Annotated in this window: 15 protein-coding genes and 1 tRNA gene; 5 read left to right on the plus strand and 11 right to left on the minus strand. The window is 34.5% G+C overall.

Annotation, left to right across the window (positions count from 1 at the left end; genetic code table 11):
* Positions 1-54: 54 nt before the first annotated feature.
* From QWY91_RS09765 to QWY91_RS09775, 3 genes are all read right to left on the minus strand, one after another.
* Positions 55-2,343, minus strand: a complete 2,289-nt coding sequence (locus QWY91_RS09765) for a TonB-dependent receptor (RefSeq protein WP_290234329.1) — start codon at positions 2,341-2,343, stop codon at positions 55-57.
* Between the two features lie 71 nt (positions 2,344-2,414).
* Positions 2,415-4,127, minus strand: a complete 1,713-nt coding sequence (locus QWY91_RS09770) for a sulfatase family protein (RefSeq protein ID WP_290234331.1) — start codon at positions 4,125-4,127, stop codon at positions 2,415-2,417.
* 341 nt (positions 4,128-4,468) lie between these two features.
* Positions 4,469-6,226: a phage tail-like protein gene (locus tag QWY91_RS09775; protein WP_290234334.1), complete on the minus strand. Its 1,758-nt coding sequence runs from the start codon at positions 6,224-6,226 to the stop codon at positions 4,469-4,471.
* Positions 6,227-6,673: 447 nt separating this feature from the next.
* On the opposite strand from QWY91_RS09775, the gene QWY91_RS09780 reads away from it, so the two are divergent.
* Entirely contained in the window at positions 6,674-9,649 is a 2,976-nt protein-coding gene (locus QWY91_RS09780) for an AsmA-like C-terminal region-containing protein (protein WP_290234336.1), read from the plus strand.
* 68 nt (positions 9,650-9,717) lie between these two features.
* On the opposite strand, the gene QWY91_RS09785 is transcribed toward QWY91_RS09780, so the two are convergent.
* The 5 genes from QWY91_RS09785 to QWY91_RS09805 form a co-directional block, all read right to left on the minus strand.
* Complete coding sequence (locus QWY91_RS09785) at positions 9,718-11,040, minus strand: alkaline phosphatase family protein (protein WP_290234338.1); 1,323 nt, start codon at positions 11,038-11,040, stop codon at positions 9,718-9,720.
* A gap of 10 nt (positions 11,041-11,050) precedes the next feature.
* A complete protein-coding gene (locus tag QWY91_RS09790) occupies positions 11,051-12,457 on the minus strand; it encodes a tetratricopeptide repeat protein (RefSeq protein ID WP_290234339.1) in 1,407 nt (468 codons plus the stop codon).
* Between the two features lie 215 nt (positions 12,458-12,672).
* Positions 12,673-15,612 (minus strand): TonB-dependent receptor domain-containing protein, encoded by a 2,940-nt coding sequence (locus QWY91_RS09795; RefSeq protein ID WP_290234342.1) that lies wholly within the window; start codon positions 15,610-15,612, stop codon positions 12,673-12,675.
* 79 nt (positions 15,613-15,691) lie between these two features.
* The gene (locus QWY91_RS09800) at positions 15,692-16,279 is read right to left on the minus strand and encodes an RNA polymerase sigma factor (protein WP_290234345.1); all 588 of its coding nucleotides are present in this window, start codon (positions 16,277-16,279) and stop codon (positions 15,692-15,694) included.
* Positions 16,272-17,204: a FecR family protein gene (locus tag QWY91_RS09805; RefSeq protein ID WP_290234347.1), complete on the minus strand. Its 933-nt coding sequence runs from the start codon at positions 17,202-17,204 to the stop codon at positions 16,272-16,274. Before QWY91_RS09805 ends, QWY91_RS09800 begins: the two co-directional genes overlap by 8 nt.
* A gap of 350 nt (positions 17,205-17,554) precedes the next feature.
* Here QWY91_RS09805 and QWY91_RS09810 point away from each other — a divergent pair, with 350 nt between their 5' ends.
* The 3 genes from QWY91_RS09810 to QWY91_RS09820 are packed head-to-tail and all read left to right on the plus strand — an operon-like array spanning position 17,555 to position 18,953.
* Positions 17,555-18,139: a Crp/Fnr family transcriptional regulator gene (locus QWY91_RS09810; RefSeq protein WP_290234349.1), complete on the plus strand. Its 585-nt coding sequence runs from the start codon at positions 17,555-17,557 to the stop codon at positions 18,137-18,139.
* Between the two features lie 57 nt (positions 18,140-18,196).
* On the plus strand, positions 18,197-18,658 hold the full coding sequence (locus QWY91_RS09815) for a DUF2798 domain-containing protein (protein WP_290234352.1): 462 nt from the start codon (positions 18,197-18,199) through the stop codon (positions 18,656-18,658).
* A 4-nt stretch (positions 18,659-18,662) separates the two neighbouring features.
* A complete protein-coding gene (locus QWY91_RS09820; protein WP_290234353.1) occupies positions 18,663-18,953 on the plus strand; it encodes a DUF3861 domain-containing protein in 291 nt (96 codons plus the stop codon).
* A 137-nt stretch (positions 18,954-19,090) separates the two neighbouring features.
* On the opposite strand, the gene QWY91_RS09825 is transcribed toward QWY91_RS09820, so the two are convergent.
* Both QWY91_RS09825 and QWY91_RS09830 read right to left on the minus strand, forming a co-directional pair.
* Positions 19,091-19,164: transfer RNA gene (locus tag QWY91_RS09825), tRNA-Arg, on the minus strand.
* A 28-nt stretch (positions 19,165-19,192) separates the two neighbouring features.
* Positions 19,193-19,642 carry a GatB/YqeY domain-containing protein gene (locus QWY91_RS09830; protein ID WP_290234355.1) on the minus strand — a complete coding sequence of 150 codons (450 nt, stop codon included), beginning with the start codon at positions 19,640-19,642 and terminating at the stop codon, positions 19,193-19,195.
* Between the two features lie 106 nt (positions 19,643-19,748).
* Between QWY91_RS09830 and QWY91_RS09835 the strand changes: the two genes are divergently transcribed.
* Complete coding sequence (locus tag QWY91_RS09835; protein ID WP_290234358.1) at positions 19,749-20,645, plus strand: alpha/beta hydrolase; 897 nt, start codon at positions 19,749-19,751, stop codon at positions 20,643-20,645.
* Between the two features lie 72 nt (positions 20,646-20,717).
* Here the strand turns inward: QWY91_RS09835 and bglX are convergent, their stop codons facing one another.
* The gene (gene bglX / locus QWY91_RS09840; RefSeq protein WP_290234360.1) at positions 20,718-23,015 is read right to left on the minus strand and encodes a beta-glucosidase BglX; all 2,298 of its coding nucleotides are present in this window, start codon (positions 23,013-23,015) and stop codon (positions 20,718-20,720) included.
* Between the last annotated feature and the right edge of the window lie 61 nt (positions 23,016-23,076).

Genomic DNA, 23,076 nt, shown 5'->3' on the forward strand with positions numbered 1-23,076 from the left:
GTATAAAAGTCAAAAAGCATTCAGATTTGAATGCTTTTTGCTAATGTTTATATTTTAGAAATTGAAGTTTACAGAAAGTTGTGCTGTAAACGGGCGTATGTAAGAACCAGTTAACAATCTTCCGTAATATGGTTCTGGATCTTGAATCAATTCAGCTCCATTAATAGTTCCTTTAGCTCCTGTTTGGTTTAAGAAGTTTATTAAAGTAACTCCAATATTGATATGCTCATTATATTTATAGCTTAATCCTCCAAAGTTTTCCCAACGTGGAGCAAAAGTTAGCGCGTTATTAATATTGGCGTATTGCTCACTAAAGTATCTAAAGCTTGCCCAAACTCTCCAATCTTTATACGTATAACTAGGATCTAGCTCTACTAGAACTTTAGAAATTTCTAATACTGTTTTATCACTAAAATCATAGTCGTTACCAAAAGCAGAAAAATTAAAATCTTTATATTTTGGATCTTGTAGCGTTAACAAACCATGCATACTGAAACCTTTAAATGGAGTAAGTACAACGTCTGTTGTCCACCCTAATGTTTCAATATCATAATAAGTTGTTGTTTGCTGTTGCTCAGTATCATCCTGCGGATTAACTAAATTGAAACGCTTTAGGTAATTGTTTTTTGTCAAATAAGTAACTTGAGAAACTAAGCTTAACCAATCACTATTATAGAATACTCCAAAAGCGCCTAGCGGACTTTTACTTGTTTTAGTGTTAGGAGTTGCTGCAGCTGAATAACTTTCTAATCTACCGTTTTCTTCAGTATATTGGAAATTCGCTAATAATCCGAATTTATTGGTTAAATTATAAGTAGCGTTAAATTTACCTGCTATATGAAACCAATCTTTGTTAATAGGCTCAATTGCAGCATCCTGAATTGTGAAATCTGCTCCTCTAGGAGTGAGTGAATATTCACCATCTAGGTGTTGATGTCTTAAAAATAAACCATAGCTTAAATTCAAACGATCGTTAACCTGCCAATTGTCACTACCATAAACAGATAATTTATTTTCTTTACCGCTGTGAAATTCTGAACCTCCATTATAACCATAGAATCCATATTGATCTGTAGCTGGACTTATCAATCGCTGTGGTTGATTTTCTACTGTTTGAAAGAAAACAGATCTATTAGACACAAAATCATCTACATTATAATACTGTTCTAAAATTCCAAAAGTTAAATCGTGATCATCGATTTTCTTATTAATAGAAAATCTTCCCATAATTGAGGTTGTTGGGATTTCAGGTGAATTCATTCCCAATTGAGTTCCTACAGCTCCCGTATAAGCTTCTCCGGTATTAGCAATTGTATAATTATCTGAGGCGTTAGCATCCAGTATACTAATAGGAATGCTATATAACAACGATGCTTTTGCTAAGTGTAAACGCGTAGAATATTTAAAATTCCACCCATTATCCATTTTATAATTACCAAAGATATCTAGGTTATGAGAAACATTGGTATTAGCATTACCATCAAATTCTCCCCAGTAATAATCTCCGCCATCTACATCTTTAAATCGAACTCTTCCATCTCGCACCATATAAGAATCACGGCCAATTCTAAAATTGTCTGTTTCTTTAGCTTCTCCATCTGGTCCATATTCAAAAACAGCATAATTCTGAGTTACATAAGAATCTGCATATTTATAAGAAACATTAAATTCTCCCTTGCCATCTTCGAATCGCTTAGTTAAGCCTGCTCTAAAAATCTTTGTTTGATCGGCGTAATCGTTATATCCTAAATCGTAAGTACTAGGATCAAAGTTTACAAAAGCTCCTGCGGTAAAAGACCATCCGTTTTCTGAAATAGGCCCTGAAACATTTACATCTCCCTGAAACCATCCAAAATGGCTTCCTGAAAGTTTTCCTTTTAATTGAAATTCTTCCGTACCGGTTTGTGTGTAGGAGTTTACTGCAAAACCTAAATCGCCAGTGGTACTAGCAAGTTCATCCATTTTCAGAAGACCGGTACTTTTTAAACTTACACTTTGTCTCCAGGTTTTGTTCGGTAATTCTGGCCAAAACAAATACACTACTGGTAAATCATTTTCAAATATAGTTATACCTCCTACACTTCCTGGTAATCCTATATTTACATCTCTGGGACCAGAATTGCTGGATGCGTTTAACATCACATTTCGATCGCTTCCGTTTTTCTTTCCGTCTGCGTCTTTATCTCCTTTTAAATCTTGCTGCAATGCAACTGAGTCTTGAACACTTATATTTTTTTCTTTTTCCTCTTGTGCAAAAATCGATTGCGTAAAGCATAAAGAAAATCCGGCAAAGAATAAGCCTAAACTCCTTTTAGTAATAATCCCACTAATATAATGCTTCATTTTGAAACTTTTAAAAAATTGATTTAAAAATTTCCCATTCTGAGTTATTCTCAAAATGGGAAAATGTTTTTTTATTTTACGAATTCTGTCTTATATGGTTTATAACCTATACGCATAGCGTTAATTTCTAAACGCTCTCCCTTTTTTAGTTTTAAAGTCTGGCTGTCATAAACCTTCCATCGTTTAGGAGTTTCCACAAGGTCTCCTTCAGATTTCATCTTAAATATAATTTCATAATCCCAGGATTTAACCACGTGTTCTGATTTTTCTTCTTTATCAGATTTCTTTACAATTCTATATCCAATAGAAGTGCCCGGTGTTTGCGCTACCAAATGAATTCCATCTTTAGCCTGAATGATTTCTACTGGTTTAGTTTGTGGTGCTTCTCCATTACCTTTCCACATATACTCTTTTACCATTTCAGGTTCTGACATATAAGACAAATCACCCACTCGGGAAACCCAGTCTAAATACGCTAAACGCATTTCTTTCAATTTATCTTGATACTCTGGATTTTCTGCTAGATTATGTACTTCATCTGGATCCTCGCTTACATTATATAATTCTTCAACTGGTTTTGTAGGTTCAAACCAATCTGCTAAATAAGGATTAGTGATTTTTCCGGCTTCTTTTTTATCAAGGATTTCCTGCATTAACGGAATACCTTTTCTGTAATTAAGATCCTGATATTTTGGAAGTTCAGGATGATAATTATAAATATATCTGAAATTATCATCTCTTACCGAACGTACTCTATCGTATTGTGCATCCATTCTATCTCTGGCAGCATACACATAATCTCTTTTATTTTCTGAAGCATATTCACCAATAAAAGCTTGTCCCTGCAAATATTCTGGCGGCTCAATTCCTGCAATAGACAAAACTGTAGGCGCAAAATCTATTGAACTTGTTAAATCCTTTACTTCAGTTTGAGCATGATCCCCTTTTGGATATTTTACCACAAAAGGAATATGAGTACCTCTTTCTAAAATTTCTCTTTTCATCCAAGGTAGATTTCCTCCGTGATCACTAAAAAAGAAAATGTAGCTATTCTCATATAGTCCATCTTCTTTCAATTGCGCTATCAGTTCACCAACCTGAGCATCCATCATTTCGATATGCGTAAGCAAATTGGCAAAATCTTTTCTCACTGTAGGAGAGTCTTCATAATACGCAGGAATTTCTTCTTCTACATCATCAGGATCTACAGTTAAAGTTTCTGGATACTCCATTACCTGAGATTCGTGAGTAATAAACAAATTATATACACTAAAAAAAGGCTGATCTTTATCTCTATATTTATAACTCGCCGCTGAGCTACTCTCATCCCAAACTGTTACCGGAGCTTTAAACTGATAATCTTCTTTCATATTATTAGTTGTATAATATCCTTCTTTACGTAAATATTCTGGGAAAGCTTTTACTTCAGCAGGCAAAACAGCATCATACATTGGTACTCCTTCAGGCATAAATTTAGCTTCAATCGCTTTGGTTCTCATGTGCTGAGCTCCTGTAGAAATAGGATGCATACCAGTAATAATACCAGCTCTACTTGGCGAGCAAACTCCTGCTACCGTATAGGTTGAAGTGTATTTCACACCTTCTTCTGCTAACTTATCGATATTAGGCGTTTTTATTACTTCATCACCAAACGCAGCTATATATGGAGAGATATCTTCACAAGTGATCCAAACGATGTTTGGACGCTCATTTTGCTGAGAAAACATGTTATTAACTAGCAAAATCGCAATAACAATTAAAGGTTTAAATAATCTTTTACTCATAGAACTTACATCGTTTTCGCAATATTCCATTGTTTCATTTAAAAGCAATATTACAGCATTTTATTCAAGTTTCAAAAAGAAGCAATGTGATTTCAGCAAACTTTTCAAGTTAATAAAACTTAATTCTTTCTGAATTCCTTGTTATTATTGAAATTACGAGAAAAATGGATCCTAAAATAAATTCACACTTAAATTTAAATAATATTAATATTTAGTAATCACTATGCTCTAAAATTACTGATTTGATATATTCAGATAATTCAAAAAATAAGAAAAGCCCCTTACTAGGGGCTTGAAAATTTCTGTTCAAAAATCATAATTTGGATTAGACTACTTTTATTTTAGAGTGTCCCTACTCTTTTCAAGTTGAAATTTGAGCTTCCACTTACCAAAGATAATTTATCACCTTCTCCCCTATTATTATACTTTCTGGCATAAACTGCTAATTGTTCCCATTGATTCAGTTCAACGAGCTTATTTAAACTAATTGTAAAGATTTCGCCACCCTTCACAGAACTATCTATGGTTATAAAAACTGAAGAACCATCAACTTTGTTAGACCATTTTGCGAAATAAAATTCATAAATAGTATTTTCAGTAACATTATTGTCAATCTGCAAAGAAATTGTAGCATTGGCCTCATAAACACCAGATTTTTCTACCATTATGCCGTTACTAGACATTTGCGAATTCTTTAGGTAAGAAGATTTATTGAAATTAATACTAAAAGCGCTTCTATCTTTTCGTAAAGATTGTGCCCCATCATTATAAATATCTCCAAAAACTTCATCATTATTATTTGTAGAAGAACCACCGGCGCTAGAAGCATCTTTCCAACTCGCGTTTCCGTTACCGTCTGAAGTTAAAACTTTACCAGCTCCTTCTGTCCCATCCACTAATTTGAAGCTTCCGTGTAGATCTAAACTAGCTTCTGGTTTATAAGTTCCTATTCCTACTTTAGATTTATACCAATCATTCTTCCCTCCATTACTGTCATATCCAGCATTCCCTATAATTACAGTATTATCTTGATCAGCTTTCGCTCCATAACCGATAGCCACAGCATTTAATCCTTTTGTTTTGGCCTCGTAACCCAAAGCTATAGAATTTACACCATCTGCTACAGATTTAAAACCATAAGCTATAGATTTATCTGCGGTTGCGGTAGAACTTCCTCCAATCGACATGGCGTGCATTCCACTAGAAGTTGCACCATTACCTAGTGCGATACTAAATTGATTTGACGCATTCGCTGAAACCCCGATAGCTAATGAATTTACGTTGGAAGATCTACTATTCTGCCCTATCGCTAAAGAGGCGCTGGAAGACGCATCTGCTCCTGTACCTATGGCAAAAGCATCGGTAGCTGAAGCTTTTGAATTACTTCCTACTGCAAATGAACTTGTACCGTCAGCTTTTGAATTTACACCAAGGGCAAAGGCATTAGTTTGATTTGTTTCTGCATTATAACCTAAGGCTACAGATCTATTTGTATTAGCTTTGGCTTTTGTACCTATCGCAAAAGCATCTTGATTACCACTGGCATCAGATTCTTGCCCCAATGCAAAGGAACGCTGACTATTATCTGTAATAGCGCCTATACCTAAGCTTACTCCTCCGTTAGGATGAAAATTACCTATCTGCTCGTTATTTACTTTAAAGTTTAATTCTGAATACGTAGTACTTCCAATAAACCTATCTGATGTTCCTGAATATCCAAGATCATTCCCCTCTAAACCCCATGCAAATGAACCAGCGCCGCTACCAGAGTTCAAACTATCGATCCTATTTTCCAAATAATCGAAATCATTTTGAGATTGAATTTTATCCCATTTTTCACCATCCCAAAAATAAAAACGCTCTTCTAAATCCTTAAGTTTAATATCATTGTAAACCAATAAACCAAGAACGGGATTTGGCACAGTAACTCGATCTACTAAAGAATTTAGTTCAACTCTTGGGATTAGTACACCGGCATGTTTACTTCGAATATCTACTATAGAGGAAGGATCGGGCTTGGTTGTATTTATACCGATTTGTGAAGAGGCCATACCTGACATTAAAAGACAGATAAAAAAGATTATATTATTGGTTTTCATAGCGTAGGGATTTTTATATCCAGACAAATTTATTTCTAAACCCTACTCTAAGGACCAGTTATTCGATGAGTTGCAAAGGGGTATCGTTGAATTCAATCAATATGAGATCGAACGGTTTTAAGAAAACCTCATGTTATGCAAAAATTCAGATATTTTAATGTGGTCATTAATAGCTTTGCTCATTTATAATTACTGAAAAAATTAGTCGGAACACACATTTATATTTTCTTTGAGATTTGTGCAATATCAAGATGCGTTTCGTTTGTTTACTTGATCATTTCTTCAGAACCGGCGTATCTTCTTCCAAATAAACCTTTTCTTATTTTAAAATCTGGCAACAGATTTAATACGTTTATAAAATATTAGATTTTACAATACGTTGAAAGATTTCAATATTTGTAATAAAAAATTGTTCTCTTACCCCAGAAAACTATATTCTATACTAGAATGAAAACAAAGAAAATAATTCGAAGAAGTTTAAGAATACTTGTTGCTCTTGTTTTAGTTCTAAGTTTAGCAATTGGTGTTTTACTGAATTTTATATTTACCCCAGAAAAAATCACCCCAAAAGCGCTGGCTATTGCCAATGAATTTTTAGTAGGTGAAGTAAAATGTGAACGCATTGAACTTACTTTTTTTTCAAGCTTTCCAAATTTCGGATTGAAATTTGAAGAGGGGCTTTTATTGCCTCCTCCCAACTATGCAGATCAAGATACCTTGGTTCAATTTAAAGAGGCTAAACTTTCATTTAATCTCTATAAATTTTTGCAAAAAGATGAAGTTGATATTAAGAATATTCAGCTTAATGAACCTCAAATTTACTTTCAGTTAGATTCTTTAGGCGATTCTAATTGGAACATTTTAAAGCCCGAGTTGGCCGAAGAAGAACCACAAGACACTACCGATCAATTAGAAATTAAGGCGTTTAATATTGAAAATTTAGAAATCAATCACGCACACGCTCGCTATAAAGATGGCGTTTCTCAGCTAAATTATGCCATCAACGATTTTAATCTGATTTTAAATCTTGCTAAAGATGACAAGGGTTTAGGGCTTAACCTTAAAAATCTGAATAAAGAAATTGCCATTTATCGTGTTCCGGAGAAACAGTTTAAAATTGAAAAAACCGGAATGGATGCTGAGCTGTATTTTTCATTTTCAGACACCTTATTGAGCATTCAAAAAAGTAATTTTATAGTGAATGATATTGCTTTTCAAAACAAAGGTGAAGTTCAATTCTATCCGCAACAAAAACGTAGCTTTATCAATATTGACAGTGAACTTCAAACGAAATCGTTGAAGAACATTATTGATTTAATTCCTTCTACCTATTTAGCTAAAAAGGAAGTCACAACCCAGGGAGATTTGCAACTTCAGCTACATACCGAAGGTTTTTATGCTAAAGATGAATACCCTAAACTAAGCGGAAGTTTACAACTAGAAAATGCCTCTTTGGCGTACACAGATTTCCCCGGAAAAATTAGTGATTTAACCGCGCATATCACTTCAGAAATAGATGCGCAAAAACCTGAAAACTCTTTCGCCACTATACAAGATTTAAAAGTGGTGGGTACCGGAATTAATTTGCAAAGTTCAGGAGATATTCAGCAAGTATTACTCGACCCAAAAGTTCAATTACAAGTGAATGGAAATTTAAACCTTACCCAACTTTACCAAGCTTTTCCTTTTGACGAAAACATTAAAGCTGCTGGAACTATTTTCACAAAAATAAATACTAATTTCTTAGCTTCTCAATTACAAAATAGCGAGTTTGAAGATTTAGAAATTGAAGGTGAAGTTCAGCTGAAAGACTTAGCGGTTGCTTCGATAAAAGATAGTCTGTCGATTAATTCAAAACGTTTAGACCTTCATTTCTTTAAAGATAAAGAGGAATACAACACTTTAGCCTCTAAAATTGATATTATCAATTCTAATGTTGAATTTAAAAATCAGTTTCAAGCTTCCGCAGAAAAATTAGCGGGAAAAGTTTGGGTAAAACAAACTGGAAAACGCAAAGCACAACTAAACGGTCAGATTGCGCTTAAAAAATTAAACTTTAAAGCACAAGATTCAATTTGGGGTTTTATTCAGAATGCACAAATTGATGCCGAAGTACATCCCAAAGAAAAAGACCAATCAACTTCAATCAACTCTCAATTTAGCATTGATAGTATTGCGGTAGGACTCCATACATCTTATGTGGCCATTGCCCAGGGAAATTATGAGCTTGAGCTTACTAAAAAAGCCCCTAAAAAATGGCTTCCTAAAGGTACTGTGAATTTTAAAAATTTAATGGCTTACGATCCAAAGCTTGTTCATCGTTTAGAAATGCCTACTTCTAAAATTGCATTTGAAAATGACAACCTTACTTTAGATAAAACTACTTTAAATTTTGGGGATTCTGATGTTGAACTCACGGGAAATCTCGATCACGCCATTGGCTTAAAAAACGGCGAATTAGTCACTGCAAATCTATCGGTAAACGCTACTCGAATTAATGCCAACCAATTAATGAAAGTTTTTGCCGGCCTAGCAGATCAAGTTGCCGCTACGGAAGATACGAATGAAACCATAACCAATAAAAACGCTAGCTTAGCACAAGAAAAGCACGCATTTAAAGTACCGGAGAATTTAGCATTTCAGCTCAATACCAATATTAAAAAATTGGAATTTGGGAAGATGGAATTAAACAACATTTACGGAAAAGCATTGGTTGAAAATGGGAATCTTAAGTTGAATCATTTACACTTCAATACCCTAGCAGCAAATTTAGATGCCAGTTTAACCTATACAGCAAAAGACAAGCAAAAACCTTCTCTCGACTTTGAGTTTTATATGACGGATATTGAAATGGGGAAATTACACGAAATGGTTCCTGCTTTAGATTCTTTAATTCCAGCCACTAAAGCTTTTGAAGGTAAAGCAGATTTTAGAATTAAAGGAAAAGCGAACCTCAACCAACAATTAGATTTTGAAGCTTCAAGTTTACGAGGAATTGCTGCCATGAAGGCTAAAGATATTATGGTGCTCGACGGACCTACTTTTAGAGAGCTGGCAAAAACCTTTATGTTTAAAAGTAAAGAGAAAAACCCAGTTAAAAATTTAGAAGTTGAAATGGAATTTGAAGAAGATGATGTTCATATTCTTCCGGCGTTGCTAGAAATTGATCGTTATCGTTTAGCTATTGGTGGCGTGCAACATTTAGATATGACTTATGATTATCACATCTCCGTTTTAAAATCTCCTGTGCCTTTTAAAACTGGAGTCGATGTTGCCGGCAAAGATTTTGACGACTATGATATTTCTATCACCCGCGCCAAATACAAGTATTACTTTACAGATAAAAAGCGTTTACAAAAAAAGGCTGATTCTAGTGTTATTAGGAAGAAAGCTAAAATTTTAGAAGAATTAAAGTTTGAGTGATATTTAGAATAAAAAAATAGGCCGTCTACAGATAAGACGACCTATTCAAATCAAAAACAAATCAAACTTTATTCAACTAAAATACCTGGATACAAAACACCTGTGGCTTCAGGCAAACTTAGATTTAAAAGTTTAGCTACTATTACTGCTATATCTTCTAATTGCATATGCTGAATTTTCACATTTTGATCAATGTTTTTTCCAGCTGCAATAAATCCTGTGTATATATTATAGAAATCGGGAAAGTACCCATGCTTTCCTCCTTTTTTCTTCTGAAGCAAATCTCCCTCTTTCTCATTACTGAAAGCAAATCCGGGTGCAGCTGATATTGCAAATTTCACCCTAGGGTCACTTTGCATATTTTCGATCTCCTCTCGTTTTACGATTCTAAACATTTCTTGCTGGACTAAAGGCAGATTTTCCAATCCTTCTGCTACTGCCGCAATTACTTTGTCTTTATTTTTGGCTAACACATGCAAAAAAGCTGACCCCCCCACAGAGAAGAAATATGCCTTATCCTCAAGTCCCATTTCCTTAAGCCAAATATTTGGAGCAATACTGGTATGAGTTGTTACAAAACCATGATCTCCAGTAACTATAATTACTGTATTATCTGCCATCCCCATACGTTTAACAGCATCAAAGATTTGCCCAACTACCTGATCTGCTCCGGATATTGCTCTGGCAACCTCTACGCCTTCTCTTCCGTAGGTATGTTCGGCTCCATCTAAATTAGGGAGATGTAAGGTCAAGAGATTTGGCTGGTATTCTTCCAAAATATACGTTGCTATTCTTCCTAAGTTTTGATCCATTCTAAGTGAAGTGAGATTATATTGATTCTTAGTTAAATCTCCAGTCGCATTTTCCATAACCTCCTCAAAAAGACCTTTTGGATTTGAGTGTTCTGATGTAGCTCCACGTCGGTCCATTGGATCTGTAAAAGACCAAAATTCAGGAATATTGTAATTTATAAAAGGGTTTTCTACAGTTATTGGCCAGGATACTGAAGCTGTTTTCAAGTTTTCATCTTTTGCAGCCTCCCACAACGTACGCGCCTTTATTTCTTTAAAATCATAAACCCATCCTCCAGGACTTCCATCGTCCTCAATTATAGTGTTATAATAAATACCATGTTTCTCAGGCAATACGCCCGTTGTTAATGTGGTATGAGAAGGATAAGTGACTGAAGGAAAAATTGTTCTTACCTCATCTGCTGATACACCATTTTCAGCCAGCATTTTTAAATTAGGAGTAGGCCATTTGCTCTCTCTATAAAAATCTGGTCGAAAGCCATCTATACTTACTAATATAACATGCTCTACTTTTTGAGCATTTGCCAAAAAAGGCAAAAGTGTTATACCGAAAACGAATATTATTTTTTTTATGGTCATAAATTATTTTTTAAAAAAATGGAACAACAATCGATGATTCTTTATTGTCTATGATTTGTTTGTTTAAATCTTCTGTTATTATTATATCGCCGTTTTCATTTACAGTAAAATCATCGATGGTTTCACCAGATAAAAATGGAGGAATTTGTGCTATGGTGTAGCTATCATCTACATTTGGATTATTATCTTGTTCAATTTGAGAAATTGGAAATTTGATTCCAAGATCTGTCAATCGTCTTCCTTCACTTATAAATATTTCCTGACGAAGTACATAGGTTAAATAAAGAAGTTCATCTACGGATGCTGTATTAATCACATCTTCTTTGGTAATATTAGTACCAGAAACAGTATGCACAGGTATAGATTCTTCTTGCCTGTTCAAAATATATCCCTGCTTAAACTCATCTCCATTTGAAAACTTAACTGCTACTGCATCTGTAGGATAATCCTCTCGATTCCCTCCGTTTCTAGTTTCTCTGCTATCATCTACCATTGCCTTAGGGCGGTTTTCTACGACATCTATTAATGCTGAAAGTGTAGTTTTAGCTCCGGCTAAATCTGACTGTGCCAATTGTCCTTCAGCTAAAATCAAATACGCTTCTTCTACTTTTGCAATTGCTACAGGTTTTTGATCGGTTTGTGGAGTTCCTACAGAATAATATTTTGGATCTAAAAAGTCTAATCTAGGCAATGGAGCTAGTCGATTTGGTAGCGCATCGAAAGTCGCGTTTTGCATTTCGTTACTCACTCCGTTTTTCCCGTCAAAATCAATTTGGAAAAGAATATTTTCATCTAAAAGCTGACTTGCAATGCTCATAGCATTATCTCGATCTCCTAAGTTGTAGTAAGCCCTTGCTTTTAATAATTGATATACTTTTATCATTTCATCAGAAGTTTCTAATGCAATGGCGTCATCAAAACTATTTAAAGCGTTTTGAAGCAAATTTTCTCCAGATTCTACAGTACCCAAACTACTGTTAGGTAAACCAATAAATAATTCACCTCCTAAAAGATTAGCGTAAGCAAGACTGAAATGTAGATAGGCTTCCTGTTCGCTAGTAGTAGAGATATCTGCCGGTAAAACATTTTCAATTCCATATGTTGCCATTTCTCTCAACTCCTGTATATCAACCTGTAAACTATTTACATCGGTATCAAAATAATCGATTTGTAATCGATCAAAAACTTTACTGTATTGCGAATAATTATTGAAATAGTTATCTGAGGCTATAGCGGTATTAATATTAACAGTGTTAGTTGTTATAGCTAGCTGACGTTTTAAACCTACCACCCAACTTCGCATTGCATTAGGGTTTTCTAAATAAACTTCTTCAGTTACATTAGGATTTTCTACACAGCCTACTAACAAGAAAAGTAGAATCGCTGCAATTGTGCTTTTACGTATATAAGAATACATTATGAATGTTTTTATAAGTTAATTCTAATTGACCCTAGAAATTGTCTAGGTGCAGAGTATGTTGCGTAAGATATACCGCCAGTACTTGCTCCTCCCTGTCCTTGGGCTGCTCCACTAATGGTAGCCTCTGGATCGAACGATGAGGAAGCAAAGTTTAAGGGATTAACGGCAGTAACACCAAAGGTTACAGATTTATAAAGATCCTTATTTTCAGGTTAATATGTATAACTAACACCAATAGTTCTTATTTTCAGAAAATCTGTTTTCTCTACAAATCGATCGGTAAATGCTAACCAATTAGCTCTACCATTAGCCTCTATTTCACCAGCAGGGATATAGTCTTCTGATGCTCCGTAATAATATCTAAATTGAGCATCCCAATTATGAGCGTATCCACCAGACTGATAAGAAGCATTGGTAAATAAATTGAAATTCTTGTAAGTGAAATTTAAGCTAAGATTTCCAAAAACATCGGGAATTGTGGTACCTAAATAAGATTGCGGATCGGTAGTATCCAGCACACCATTTTCATCAAACGTACCCTTATTACCTCTTAAGAAACCTATAGGGTATCCTTCCTGAACAACCGTTTGTAATGTACGTGAACTAAATCCATTTATATTAAAGGCAGGAGCTCCGCCTGAATCTAATACTTCATTATGCAAAGTATTAAAGGAAGCATTAATACTAAGATTAACATCTTTGGTATCAATAGGAATAAAATTAGCACTCAATTCTAAACCATAATTCTCGATTTCGCCAATGTTATATAATTGACTAACGCTATATCCGGTAGATGGTGCAGATGGTACGTAAAACAAGCCATCTTTAGTTTGTGCCCTATAATAACCTGCTGAAAGATTTATTCTACTATCTAAAAGTGATATATCGACACCACCTTCAAAAGTACTTGTTTTCTCTGGTTTTAGATTATCATTTCCTGGCTGTCCAAAGTAAGCAGATTGTTCTCCCAAAAATCCATTAAATCGAATAGTTTTTTCGTTGGCATACGCTGGTGGCAAATTTCCTGCAACTCCATAACTACCTCGCAGACGAAACGAATTAAATAATTTTGAATTGAACCATGATTCCGAAGAAAGCATATAAGACAGTCCCGCTTTTGGATAAAATTGTGTTCCTATATTTTCTCCAAATGAAGGGTTACGATCTCCACGAATACCCAAATCCAGAAACAACTTATCTTTAAATCCAATATTCTCCTGAAGATAAAATCCATAATTTAAAACTTCGCTCAAATACTCATCACTATCTCTTACGGCTGCATCACTAATTGTTTGCGCTCCGTCTCTAATATTAGTTCCGCTATAAAGAATTTGATGATCTTTGGTTCTAAAAAATTGGCCTCCAAAAGTCGTAATTAAGGAGAAATTATCTAAATCCCAATTATGCTGTCCAGTAAGTTCTAATGTAAGCCCCAGATAGTTTCTCTGAACATTCTGAATACTTCCTTCATCCATAACCTCCTGCCCTCTTGTAGCAGTAAGGTATTCATTCGTTACAACTGTACTTTGATCTTGAGCACGATAATCCAGACCGCCTGTAAATCTAAAGTTTAAGTTTTTAAGCGGCTTATATTTTAAAATCTGTGAGGTTGTAAAACGATTAACAACGATCTGATTATCCTGCAGGCTTTCAGCATTACTAATATAATCTTTAATTTCCTGATATTCTTGATCGTTTAGCTCATCTAATCGATTATTAAAGCCAGGGCCGGTAATTGCAGATGCGCCATCCTCAGCGAACCATAATCCAGTATAACCTCCCTGGTTTCCATTTCTATTTCTTTTATATTCATTATGAACATAAATAAAAGAACTTTCATAATTCAGTTGGTCATTAAGCGAGGCTTTAAAACCTGTACTAAAATCTGCTTTCAAATTATTATTTTGATCTTGAATCTGTACGCCAGAACTATTTCTAAAGCTCCCTGAAAATGTATAACCAAAACCTTTCTCTCCTTTACCACTTAGATTTAGCCTGTATTTTTGATACACTCCATTTCTAAATAATAAATCGTCTGTTTGGTCAAAATGTAAATAATCATTGGTAGGAGTCTCTACACCACTCTCTACCGCTACGGTTAAATTTGTGCCTAATTTACCTCCTTTTTTAGTAAAAATTTGTATCACTCCATTTGCTGCATCAGAGCCGTATAAAGTAGTTGCGGCACCTCCGTTGATATATTCAATTTTTTCAATATTATCCATGGGAATGTCAGCCAAGGCACTAATGGCTGAACCTTGAGAAGTTCCGCCAAGTTGCATTTGCGTATTCAGGTTATCCATTCGAACACCATCTAAATAAATAATTGGAGTAGAACTTAAAAATGCAGAATTTACTCCTCTGGCTCTAATAATAGACGTTGCTCCCGCTTGGCCTCCAGTAAGATTAATCTGAGCATTGGGCAATTCTGCCGATAATTTTTGATCTATTCGCTGTGCCGAGATCTTATTTAACTTTTCTTCATCTATAGTAACTACAGAGGTAGCTAAACGTTTTTTTCTAACATCAGCGCCCTGCCCAGTTATAACTACTTCATTTAGACTTTCTGCTGAAGCTTCTAAAACAATTTGTAAATCATCCATTGCTTCAGTAACAGGTACATATTTTGTTTTATAACCTACGTAAGTAACTTTAAGCTCTATAGGAAAATTACTATCACGTAGAGATATGCTGAAATTTCCGTCAAAATCTGTAGCGGTTCCTCTTTTTTCTGAAATCAGCATTACAGTGGCTCCCGGTACTGGTAACGATTGCTCATCGATTACCGTTCCTTCAATATTAACCTGCTGAAGACTTGCAGCTGAAGAGTTATTAGCTTCTTTAACTAATATTCCGTTTTCTGTAATTCTAAATTTTAAATCTACAAGCTTTTCTATCCTTTTAAGAACCTCCTCTAAGGCAACTTCTTTAAATGCTAATGAAACTTTAGACTTAAATATTTGATGATCTGGTAAATAAATAAACTTTTTATCAATTTGTGATTCAATTTCTGTAAAGACAGCATTTAATGGACTGTCTTTCAAATCAAGAACAATTAAATTTCGTTCTGGTTTTACGGAGTTTAAATATGATTTTTTTAAATCCCCAATAGTATTAGGGTAAACATTTATACTCAAACATATTATGAGCATTAAAAATAATTTTCTTACCATTTTTTTGTTAGTTTTTTTGAGTTAAATTTTGAATTAACTCTTCAATGATTTTCTGCTTTTAGGGTTTTGGAAATTTTTGTTGCTTACTTAGGTATTTGACGGCGATAGCGATGTGGGTTTCTACTGTTCTTGGAGAGATCTCCATAATTTCAGCAATCTCTTTATATTTAAATCCTTCTACCCTGCTCATTACAAAGATCCTTCTGGACTTTTTAGGTAGAACATTCAATATTTTATTTAAATAATGCTGAATACTATCTTTAGTTTCCTGAACGATCGTTTCTTCCTCGATACTAGGTGCATGCAAATAACCAGTATGATTAGAATGATCATCGAGATACTGAAGATCTATCTTATTAGTACTTTTTTTTAATAATTTATTTCTAACTGTTACATATAAATATGATTTTGGATTAGCGATATCTTTCAATAGTTTTCTTTTATTCCATAACTGAATAAAAACGTCGGATATTTTTTCTTCTACCAGCGTCTCGTCTCTTTCGTATAGTCGCCCAAACTGACAAAGAGGAGTATAATATTTATTAAAAAGAATATTCAATGCTTTATATTCACCATTACTCATCCTTCTAAAAAGCTGTTGATCTGTACTTTTGCTGGGAATTATTGATTTTAATGGCTTAATCATGATCAATAGATTTAATTAGGAAAATCTTTTCTTGTAACTCCTGAATCTCTACACTTGCAATAAATTCTAGAGATTGAATAAAATGATCCAGATTCTGGTCTTTGAAGCTTCCTGTAATATGTTGATTTAGTAAATCATTATCATTAATTACGAAATGGACTCCATAGAATTGGTTAATATCTTTAAGTGCATTTTTAAATAAAACATTATCAAGAAGTAATGTATTAGTTGTCCAGGCGAGTTCCTTTCTAGGATCAAAATTCTCTTTATGAACCTGATTATTTTCGGTATCCCAAATAAGACGTTCTTGAGGTGATAAAGTGATTTTATCATTATTGTTATTCTGGATAAACTCTACTTTACCTTCATCTAATGCAATTTCCTTTTTAGCAGCTCTGTTATTTACTGAAAAATGTGTCCCTAGAACTTTTACTTTGAAGTTTTGACTATTTACTATAAAAGGATGATCAGGAATTTTAGTAATTTCAAAATAAGCTTCTCCATCAAGTTTAACTTCTCTAGAATCCTCAAACACCGTAGGATAGTAGAGTGTGCTATTACTATTTAAGATCACCTTGCTACTATCATTTAAATAAATTATCTTTCTTTGGCCATTATTAGCAGTGATTTGATTATTGCTAGGAAGCGTATCAAACCAAGAAAAACTTATAAATAATACAAAGCCTAGTAATATAAATGTGCTTACTAGCGCTATATTTTTATGAGTAAATGCATTTTCCTGAAAGCTTACCGGAATTGCTTCTTCCTTATCGTAATCATTCCATACAGCATTATAGGTTTTAAAGAAATCATTTAGCTCTTCATCCAAGGATAGCTCAATTTCAAAAACCGACCGGTCTTCCAGAGACATCTCTCCAGATAAATACCGAATACATTTACGTTCTTTATTAGTTATTTTTTTCATTCATCAGGTCCTTTACTATTAGGAGTCCCGAAAGTTGAATTAACCCGTAAAAACGAAAATCAATAAATTGTAAAATGAAAAAAATTGTTAATAACGGAAGCTTAATACGGGTAGTTTCTGTTATCGATAATTTTGAAGCCGGCAATAAGACGACATAGTTCAAAAAATCTGAAAAAGGAATTTTCATTAAAGGTTTCATTCAGTACATAGTCTAAGACTACTCATATTTTAAGCATCGATGTAAAGAAAACCGAGGACTTTTCCACCATTATCCATTTATTCATAATTCAGAAAATTATATCTTGCAACAAGCGTTTCAATGGAAAAAGAGTCGAAGAAAATCAAAAAAGGTGTTTAGCAAACTAAAGGAAAATATTAAAAACTCAGTCAATTTAAAAGAGGATGAATGGGCTATTCTAAAGGAAAAATTTACACCAAAAAGATATGCGAAAAATGAGTTTTTTATTCGAGAAGGCGATCCTTCTAATTTTGAAGCTTTTGTAAGTAAAGGATGTTTTCAGGTTTATCATATTAATGATAAAGGGAATAAGCATGTTATCTATTTTGCACCCGAAGATTATTGGCTTATCGACCCTAGTAGTTTCAACAATAAAAAAGCATCTCTCTTGTACATTCAGGCGATCGAAGACAGTGAAATTTTAACGCTAACACTTCAGGATAAAGATGACATTTTAGAAAAAATCCCCGCGCTGGAAAAATATTACAGACAATTACTAGAATCTGTGTATGAGCATTCCCATCACGGTATGATTAGTCGTTCAGGAAAAACTGCAAAAGAGAAATACATTCAATTCGTCACAGAAAATCAAAATTTAAAAAACAGACTCTCTAACGTAAATATTGCCAATTATTTAGATCTCACTCCAGAAATTATTAGTAGAGTACGTAAAGAATTCTATACCGAAAAACAATAAACTAGATCAATGTTTTAAAGTGCTTAAATATTGAAATTTGCGCCTCATAAAAAATAGATGATGCGAAAAATAAAGCTTTTCTCTCCCATATTTTTAATACTATTAACCATTGTAGGCTCCATTACCTTTTTCTTTACTTGGGTGAACTTAGGTTTTGCACCTCAATTTCTTGAAGAATGGTTTACTTCAATAGTAATAGGCCTTTTTATCTTCTCGCCACTAGGAATGCTTAGTACACTAATGATTACAAAATTAGTATCGCTTTTCCTTAAAAATGATTCACTGGCAAAAAAGATTTTAATAGGCGTACTAATTGGCTGTACGATGGAGTTTTTTATCTCTTTTATTGTAGTGACCATCAATTTTGGATTTACATCGTCTTTCGTAAATCAGTGGTTTAGTGCTTTTCTAAAGTCTGTACCTATTGGTATTTGTCTAGGATTGCTTATTTCTTTTATAATAAAACCCTGGATTATGAATCGTATTCAGAGATTTAAAGTTGAAAGTCAAGTAAGCTAAGACGATGAAAAGAAGTAATAAATATAATTTGAAATTAGCTCAGATTCAGACTGCAAAAGAAGCAGATTACCAAGCTAAAACTTTGGAGATAGACTTTGAAAATCATGATGAAATTTTTCAAATTATCGATCGCATCAAAGAAAAAAAACATTTTAAAAACGAAAATCAATCTATTGAATTTGCCATAGGTCTAAAACTCTTCACTGAAGTCATGCTAAAAAACAGGAAAAACGAACTATTTTCTGAACTCGCTCCTGAAATAAAAAAGTTTATGACAAAACTAAAGAAGAGTTAGTTCCATGAATAATAATTCATCCAATAGCAATTGACTAATAAAAGAAAGATCTAGATTTAATAAAGGATATTAAAACAAAAAACCACACAATCCCTAGGATTTGCGTGGTTTTTTAATCTATTGTTATTCTTAAAAAGTGACCCCGGCAGGATTCAAACCTGCAACCCTCAGAGCCGAAATCTGATATTCTATTCAGTTGAACTACGGGGCCATTCCCGAGAATACTCGGGATAATATTATTAATTGCTAAGCTTTTGCTTAACTACAGTAGAAATCGTTTTTCCGTCAGCTTTACCAGCAAGTTGTTGAGAAGCTATTCCCATAACTTTACCCATATCCTTCATTCCATCAGCTCCAGTTTCAGCAATAATTGCTTCTACTTTAGCTTCAATTTCAGCTTCACTTAACTGTTCTGGTAGAAATTGAGCAATCACTTCAATCTGCTTCTCTTCCGGTTCAGCTAAATCTTCTCTATTCTGCTCTCTGTAAACCTGCGCGCTATCTTTACGCTGTTTTACCAACTTCTGAACAATTTTCACTTCTTGCTCTTTCGTTAATTCCTGCTGACTATTTTCAGTCTTTGCCAAAAGTATGGCTCCTTTAACCGCTCTTAAAGCTTCTAAAGCTGCCGAATCTTTTGCTTTCATCGCAGCTTTCATCTGCGTCATTACGTCTTTTTCTAAGCTCATCGTAATAAATTTGAAGTGCGAAGATAAAATTTTAAAATCGAAAAAACCACTTTAAATTCAGCCAAAAATCGCTATTTTCAACTTATATCAAAAACATTTTGAAGTAATGAGAAGCCTTTCTATTTGCATATTTTTAATTCTTACACTACAAGTTTCTGCACAACAACATTTTACCGACAGTCTCTATAAAGTGAAACCGCGTAAAACGCTTAATTACGCAAAAAAAGACAAACAAGATCTTTACCTAGATATTTACGAACCTGAAAATTCATTTAAAAACAGACCAGTATTTATTTTTATGCACGGGGGCGGATTTGGTTATGGAAGTCCGCGTAATACTGACGAGGTGAAATTGGCCAAAATCGCTGCCAGTTATGGCTATGTTGCGGTGCAAATCTCCTATCGCTTAACTCGAAAAGATCAATCTTTTGGTTGTGATTTTGATACCGAAGGAAAAATAGGAACTTTTAAACTGGCTGCTGAAGATTTTTTGGATGCTGTAAACTTTATGATTCAGGAGAAACAGCAGTTTGATATCGATCCTGAAAAAATTATTATTGGCGGAAGTAGCGCAGGCGCCGAAGCTGTTCTAAGCGCCGCTTTCAATCGCGACTTGCTTTTTAAAGATGCCGCTAAATACGAGAATATTAAATTTCAGGGTATTTTATCTTTAGCGGGCGCGATTGTCGATAAGTGTTATATTGATGAAGTAAATGCAGTTCCTACTATATTTTTCCATGGAACTGCCGATAATCTGGTTCCTTACAACACTGCACCGCACCATTTCTGCGGAAAAGAAGAACCTGGTTATCTAATTCTTGATGGTTCCCGAAGTCTTGCTAATAAATTGAAGGAATTAAATACATCTTACATGCTTAATACCTTTCCTGAAGCCGGACACGAAATATCTAGAATTCCTTTTGAATTTTTACCAATGGTTTTTCAATATTTTGATGATGTCTTTTTAAATAATCAAAATCAACAAATTGAGCATACTTTTTAAAAACAAAAAACCGATGAATTTATCATCGGTTTTTTGTTTTGGAAATTATAAAACTGGTTAGTTAGAATTGGTTTATTCCTTAAGTGTAAATGTATTTTTAAACTCGTTATCTGAACTTCCTGCGATAAAAAATTCAAATTCGCCGGCTTCAGCAACATGCTCAAGACTACTGTTATAAAATTTTAAATCATCAGCGCTAACTTCAAAAGTTACGGTCTTAGATTCTCCTTTTTTCAGCATCATTTTTTCGAAACCAATAAGCTGTTTCATTGGTGGCGTAATACTTCTCACTTTATCGTGAATATACAATTGTACTACCTCTTCCCCATCATGCTCTCCAGTATTCGTAATAGTTGCGCTCAAAGTGATTGTACCATCCATAGTTAAGTCTTCTGAACTTGCTTTTATATCACTATATTCAAAATCGGTATAACTAAGTCCGTATCCAAAAGGATAAAGAGGAGAATTATCTACATCTAAAAATTCAGATTTAAATTTCTCAAATCCTTCAGCTTCACCGGGTCTCCCTGTTCTTTTCATGGAATAATAAACCGGTACCTGCCCAACATTTCTTGGCCAAGATGCGGTAATTTTTCCTGAAGGGTTGTAATCGCCAAAAATCACATCTGCAATGGCGTTACCTGCTTCAACACCTGGATGCCAAACTTGTAGAATATCTACATTTAATTCAGATTCTTCTGAAATATTTAAAGGACGACCACTCATTAAAACTAGCGCCATTGGCTTTCCTAATTTAGCCAATTCACGAATCATTTTTTTCTGACTTTCAGGAATCAATAGATTGGTTCTACTTGCAGCTTCACCACTCATTTCACTTGCTTCACCAACCACAGCGACAATCACATCAGATTTTTTAGCCACTTTAAGTGCTTCTTCCAACATTTTTTCAGGAGAAGTTTCACTAATTTCAGCCCGTGGTCCAAAAACATTTATGTTCTCAGCAAATTGCTTATCATCGGTGATATTCGCTCCCTGAGCGTAACTAATTTTAGCCTTTGGAGCAACATTTTTTATTCCTTCTAAAACCGGAATAGAAAGTTGTGGATCTCCCGTTGGCGCCCAGGTTCCCAACATATTGTTTTTATTATTGGCTAATGGACCAACAAGCGCAATTTTAGCATTTTTTTGAAGCGGTAATACACGCGCATCTTTTTTCAATAAAACAAAAGAGTGAGCAGCTACTTTTCTTGAAAAAGCTCTACTTTCTTCGGAAAGAATATCCTTCTCAGGTCGGTTTTCGTCTAAGTATTTATAAGGATCTTCAAAAAGGCCTAATTTATATTTTGCTTCTAAGATTCGGCGTGCTGCAGTCGTAATTTCCTCTTCTGTAACTTTTCCTTCATCTAAAGATTTTTTTAGCGTTTTTAAAAAACCTTCACCAACCATATCCATATCTAACCCGGCTTTTAAGGCCAAAGCAGAAACATCCTGAAGATCTCCCATACCATGAGCGATCATTTCATTTAAAGAGGTATAATCTGAAGTTACAAAACCATCAAATCCCCAGCGGTCACGTAACAAATCTGTTAATAACCATTTATTACCAGTTGCAGGAACACCGTCTACGTCGTTGAACGAACTCATCACACTGGCTGCACCAGCATCGATAGCTGCCTTGTAGGGTGGCAAGTATTCGTTAAACATCTTTACACGGCTCATATCGGTAGTATTGTAATCTCTACCAGCTTCTGAAGCTCCGTACAAAGCGAAGTGCTTAACGGTAGCGATCATCGTATTTTCTTTAGTAAGATCGTCACCCTGGTAACCTTCGACCATTGCTTTAGCGATCTGTGATCCCAAGTAAGGATCTTCCCCGGCGCCTTCAGCAATTCGTCCCCATCTTGGATCGCGAGCGATGTCTACCATTGGCGAGAAATTCCAGTTAATTCCATCTGCGGTCGCCTCTTGCGCTGCGATTTGTGCCGTTTTTTTGATCATTTCTAGATCCCAGCTCGCAGAAGTTCCTAACGGAATTGGAAATGTTGTTTTGTACCCGTGAATTACATCAGACCCGATAAGTAACGGAATTCCCAATCGGGTATCATTTACGGCATAATCCTGTGCAATTCTAATTTTATCGGGACCGGCCACACCAAAAAGTCCGCCTACTTCACCGTCTTTAATTTTTTGCTGAACGTTATCACTTACCACAGCTCCGGTTGCAACACCGCCACCTGGATTTAATAAGTTAAGCTGACCTATCTTTTCTTCGATAGTCATTTCGGCTAAAATCTCATCAACTTTAGCATTCATCTTAGAATCACTTGTGGTTTGTGCAGTCGCGTTTTTTATTGGGGCAAAAAAGCATCCGGTAATTAGTGATAGTGTGATTAAACTTTTCTTTATCATGTAAATTTATTTAGGGTTGTACTAAGTATTATTCGATAGATTTGCCATGCATTCTTTAAAA

The sequence above is a fragment of the Zunongwangia endophytica genome, from assembly GCF_030409505.1.
Lineage (GTDB): Bacteria > Bacteroidota > Bacteroidia > Flavobacteriales > Flavobacteriaceae > Zunongwangia > Zunongwangia endophytica.

Excerpts from the sequence above, each read along its gene's own strand:
- QWY91_RS09820 (WP_290234353.1), top strand. The coding sequence starts at position 18,663 with ATGAAAAGAAGTAATAAATATAATTTGAAATTAGCTCAGATTCAGACT.
- QWY91_RS09775 (WP_290234334.1), bottom strand. The coding sequence starts at position 6,226 with ATGAAAACCAATAATATAATCTTTTTTATCTGTCTTTTAATGTCAGGT.
- QWY91_RS09765 (WP_290234329.1), bottom strand. The coding sequence starts at position 2,343 with ATGAAGCATTATATTAGTGGGATTATTACTAAAAGGAGTTTAGGCTTA.
- QWY91_RS09770 (WP_290234331.1), bottom strand. The coding sequence starts at position 4,127 with ATGAGTAAAAGATTATTTAAACCTTTAATTGTTATTGCGATTTTGCTA.
- QWY91_RS09815 (WP_290234352.1), top strand. The coding sequence starts at position 18,197 with ATGATGCGAAAAATAAAGCTTTTCTCTCCCATATTTTTAATACTATTA.
- QWY91_RS09835 (WP_290234358.1), top strand. The coding sequence starts at position 19,749 with ATGAGAAGCCTTTCTATTTGCATATTTTTAATTCTTACACTACAAGTT.
- bglX (WP_290234360.1), bottom strand. The coding sequence starts at position 23,015 with ATGATAAAGAAAAGTTTAATCACACTATCACTAATTACCGGATGCTTT.
- QWY91_RS09795 (WP_290234342.1), bottom strand. The coding sequence starts at position 15,612 with ATGCTCATAATATGTTTGAGTATAAATGTTTACCCTAATACTATTGGG.
- QWY91_RS09790 (WP_290234339.1), bottom strand. The coding sequence starts at position 12,457 with ATGTATTCTTATATACGTAAAAGCACAATTGCAGCGATTCTACTTTTC.
- QWY91_RS09805 (WP_290234347.1), bottom strand. The coding sequence starts at position 17,204 with ATGAAAAAAATAACTAATAAAGAACGTAAATGTATTCGGTATTTATCT.
- QWY91_RS09785 (WP_290234338.1), bottom strand. The coding sequence starts at position 11,040 with ATGACCATAAAAAAAATAATATTCGTTTTCGGTATAACACTTTTGCCT.
- QWY91_RS09830 (WP_290234355.1), bottom strand. The coding sequence starts at position 19,642 with ATGAGCTTAGAAAAAGACGTAATGACGCAGATGAAAGCTGCGATGAAA.
- QWY91_RS09800 (WP_290234345.1), bottom strand. The coding sequence starts at position 16,279 with ATGATTAAGCCATTAAAATCAATAATTCCCAGCAAAAGTACAGATCAA.
- QWY91_RS09780 (WP_290234336.1), top strand. The coding sequence starts at position 6,674 with ATGAAAACAAAGAAAATAATTCGAAGAAGTTTAAGAATACTTGTTGCT.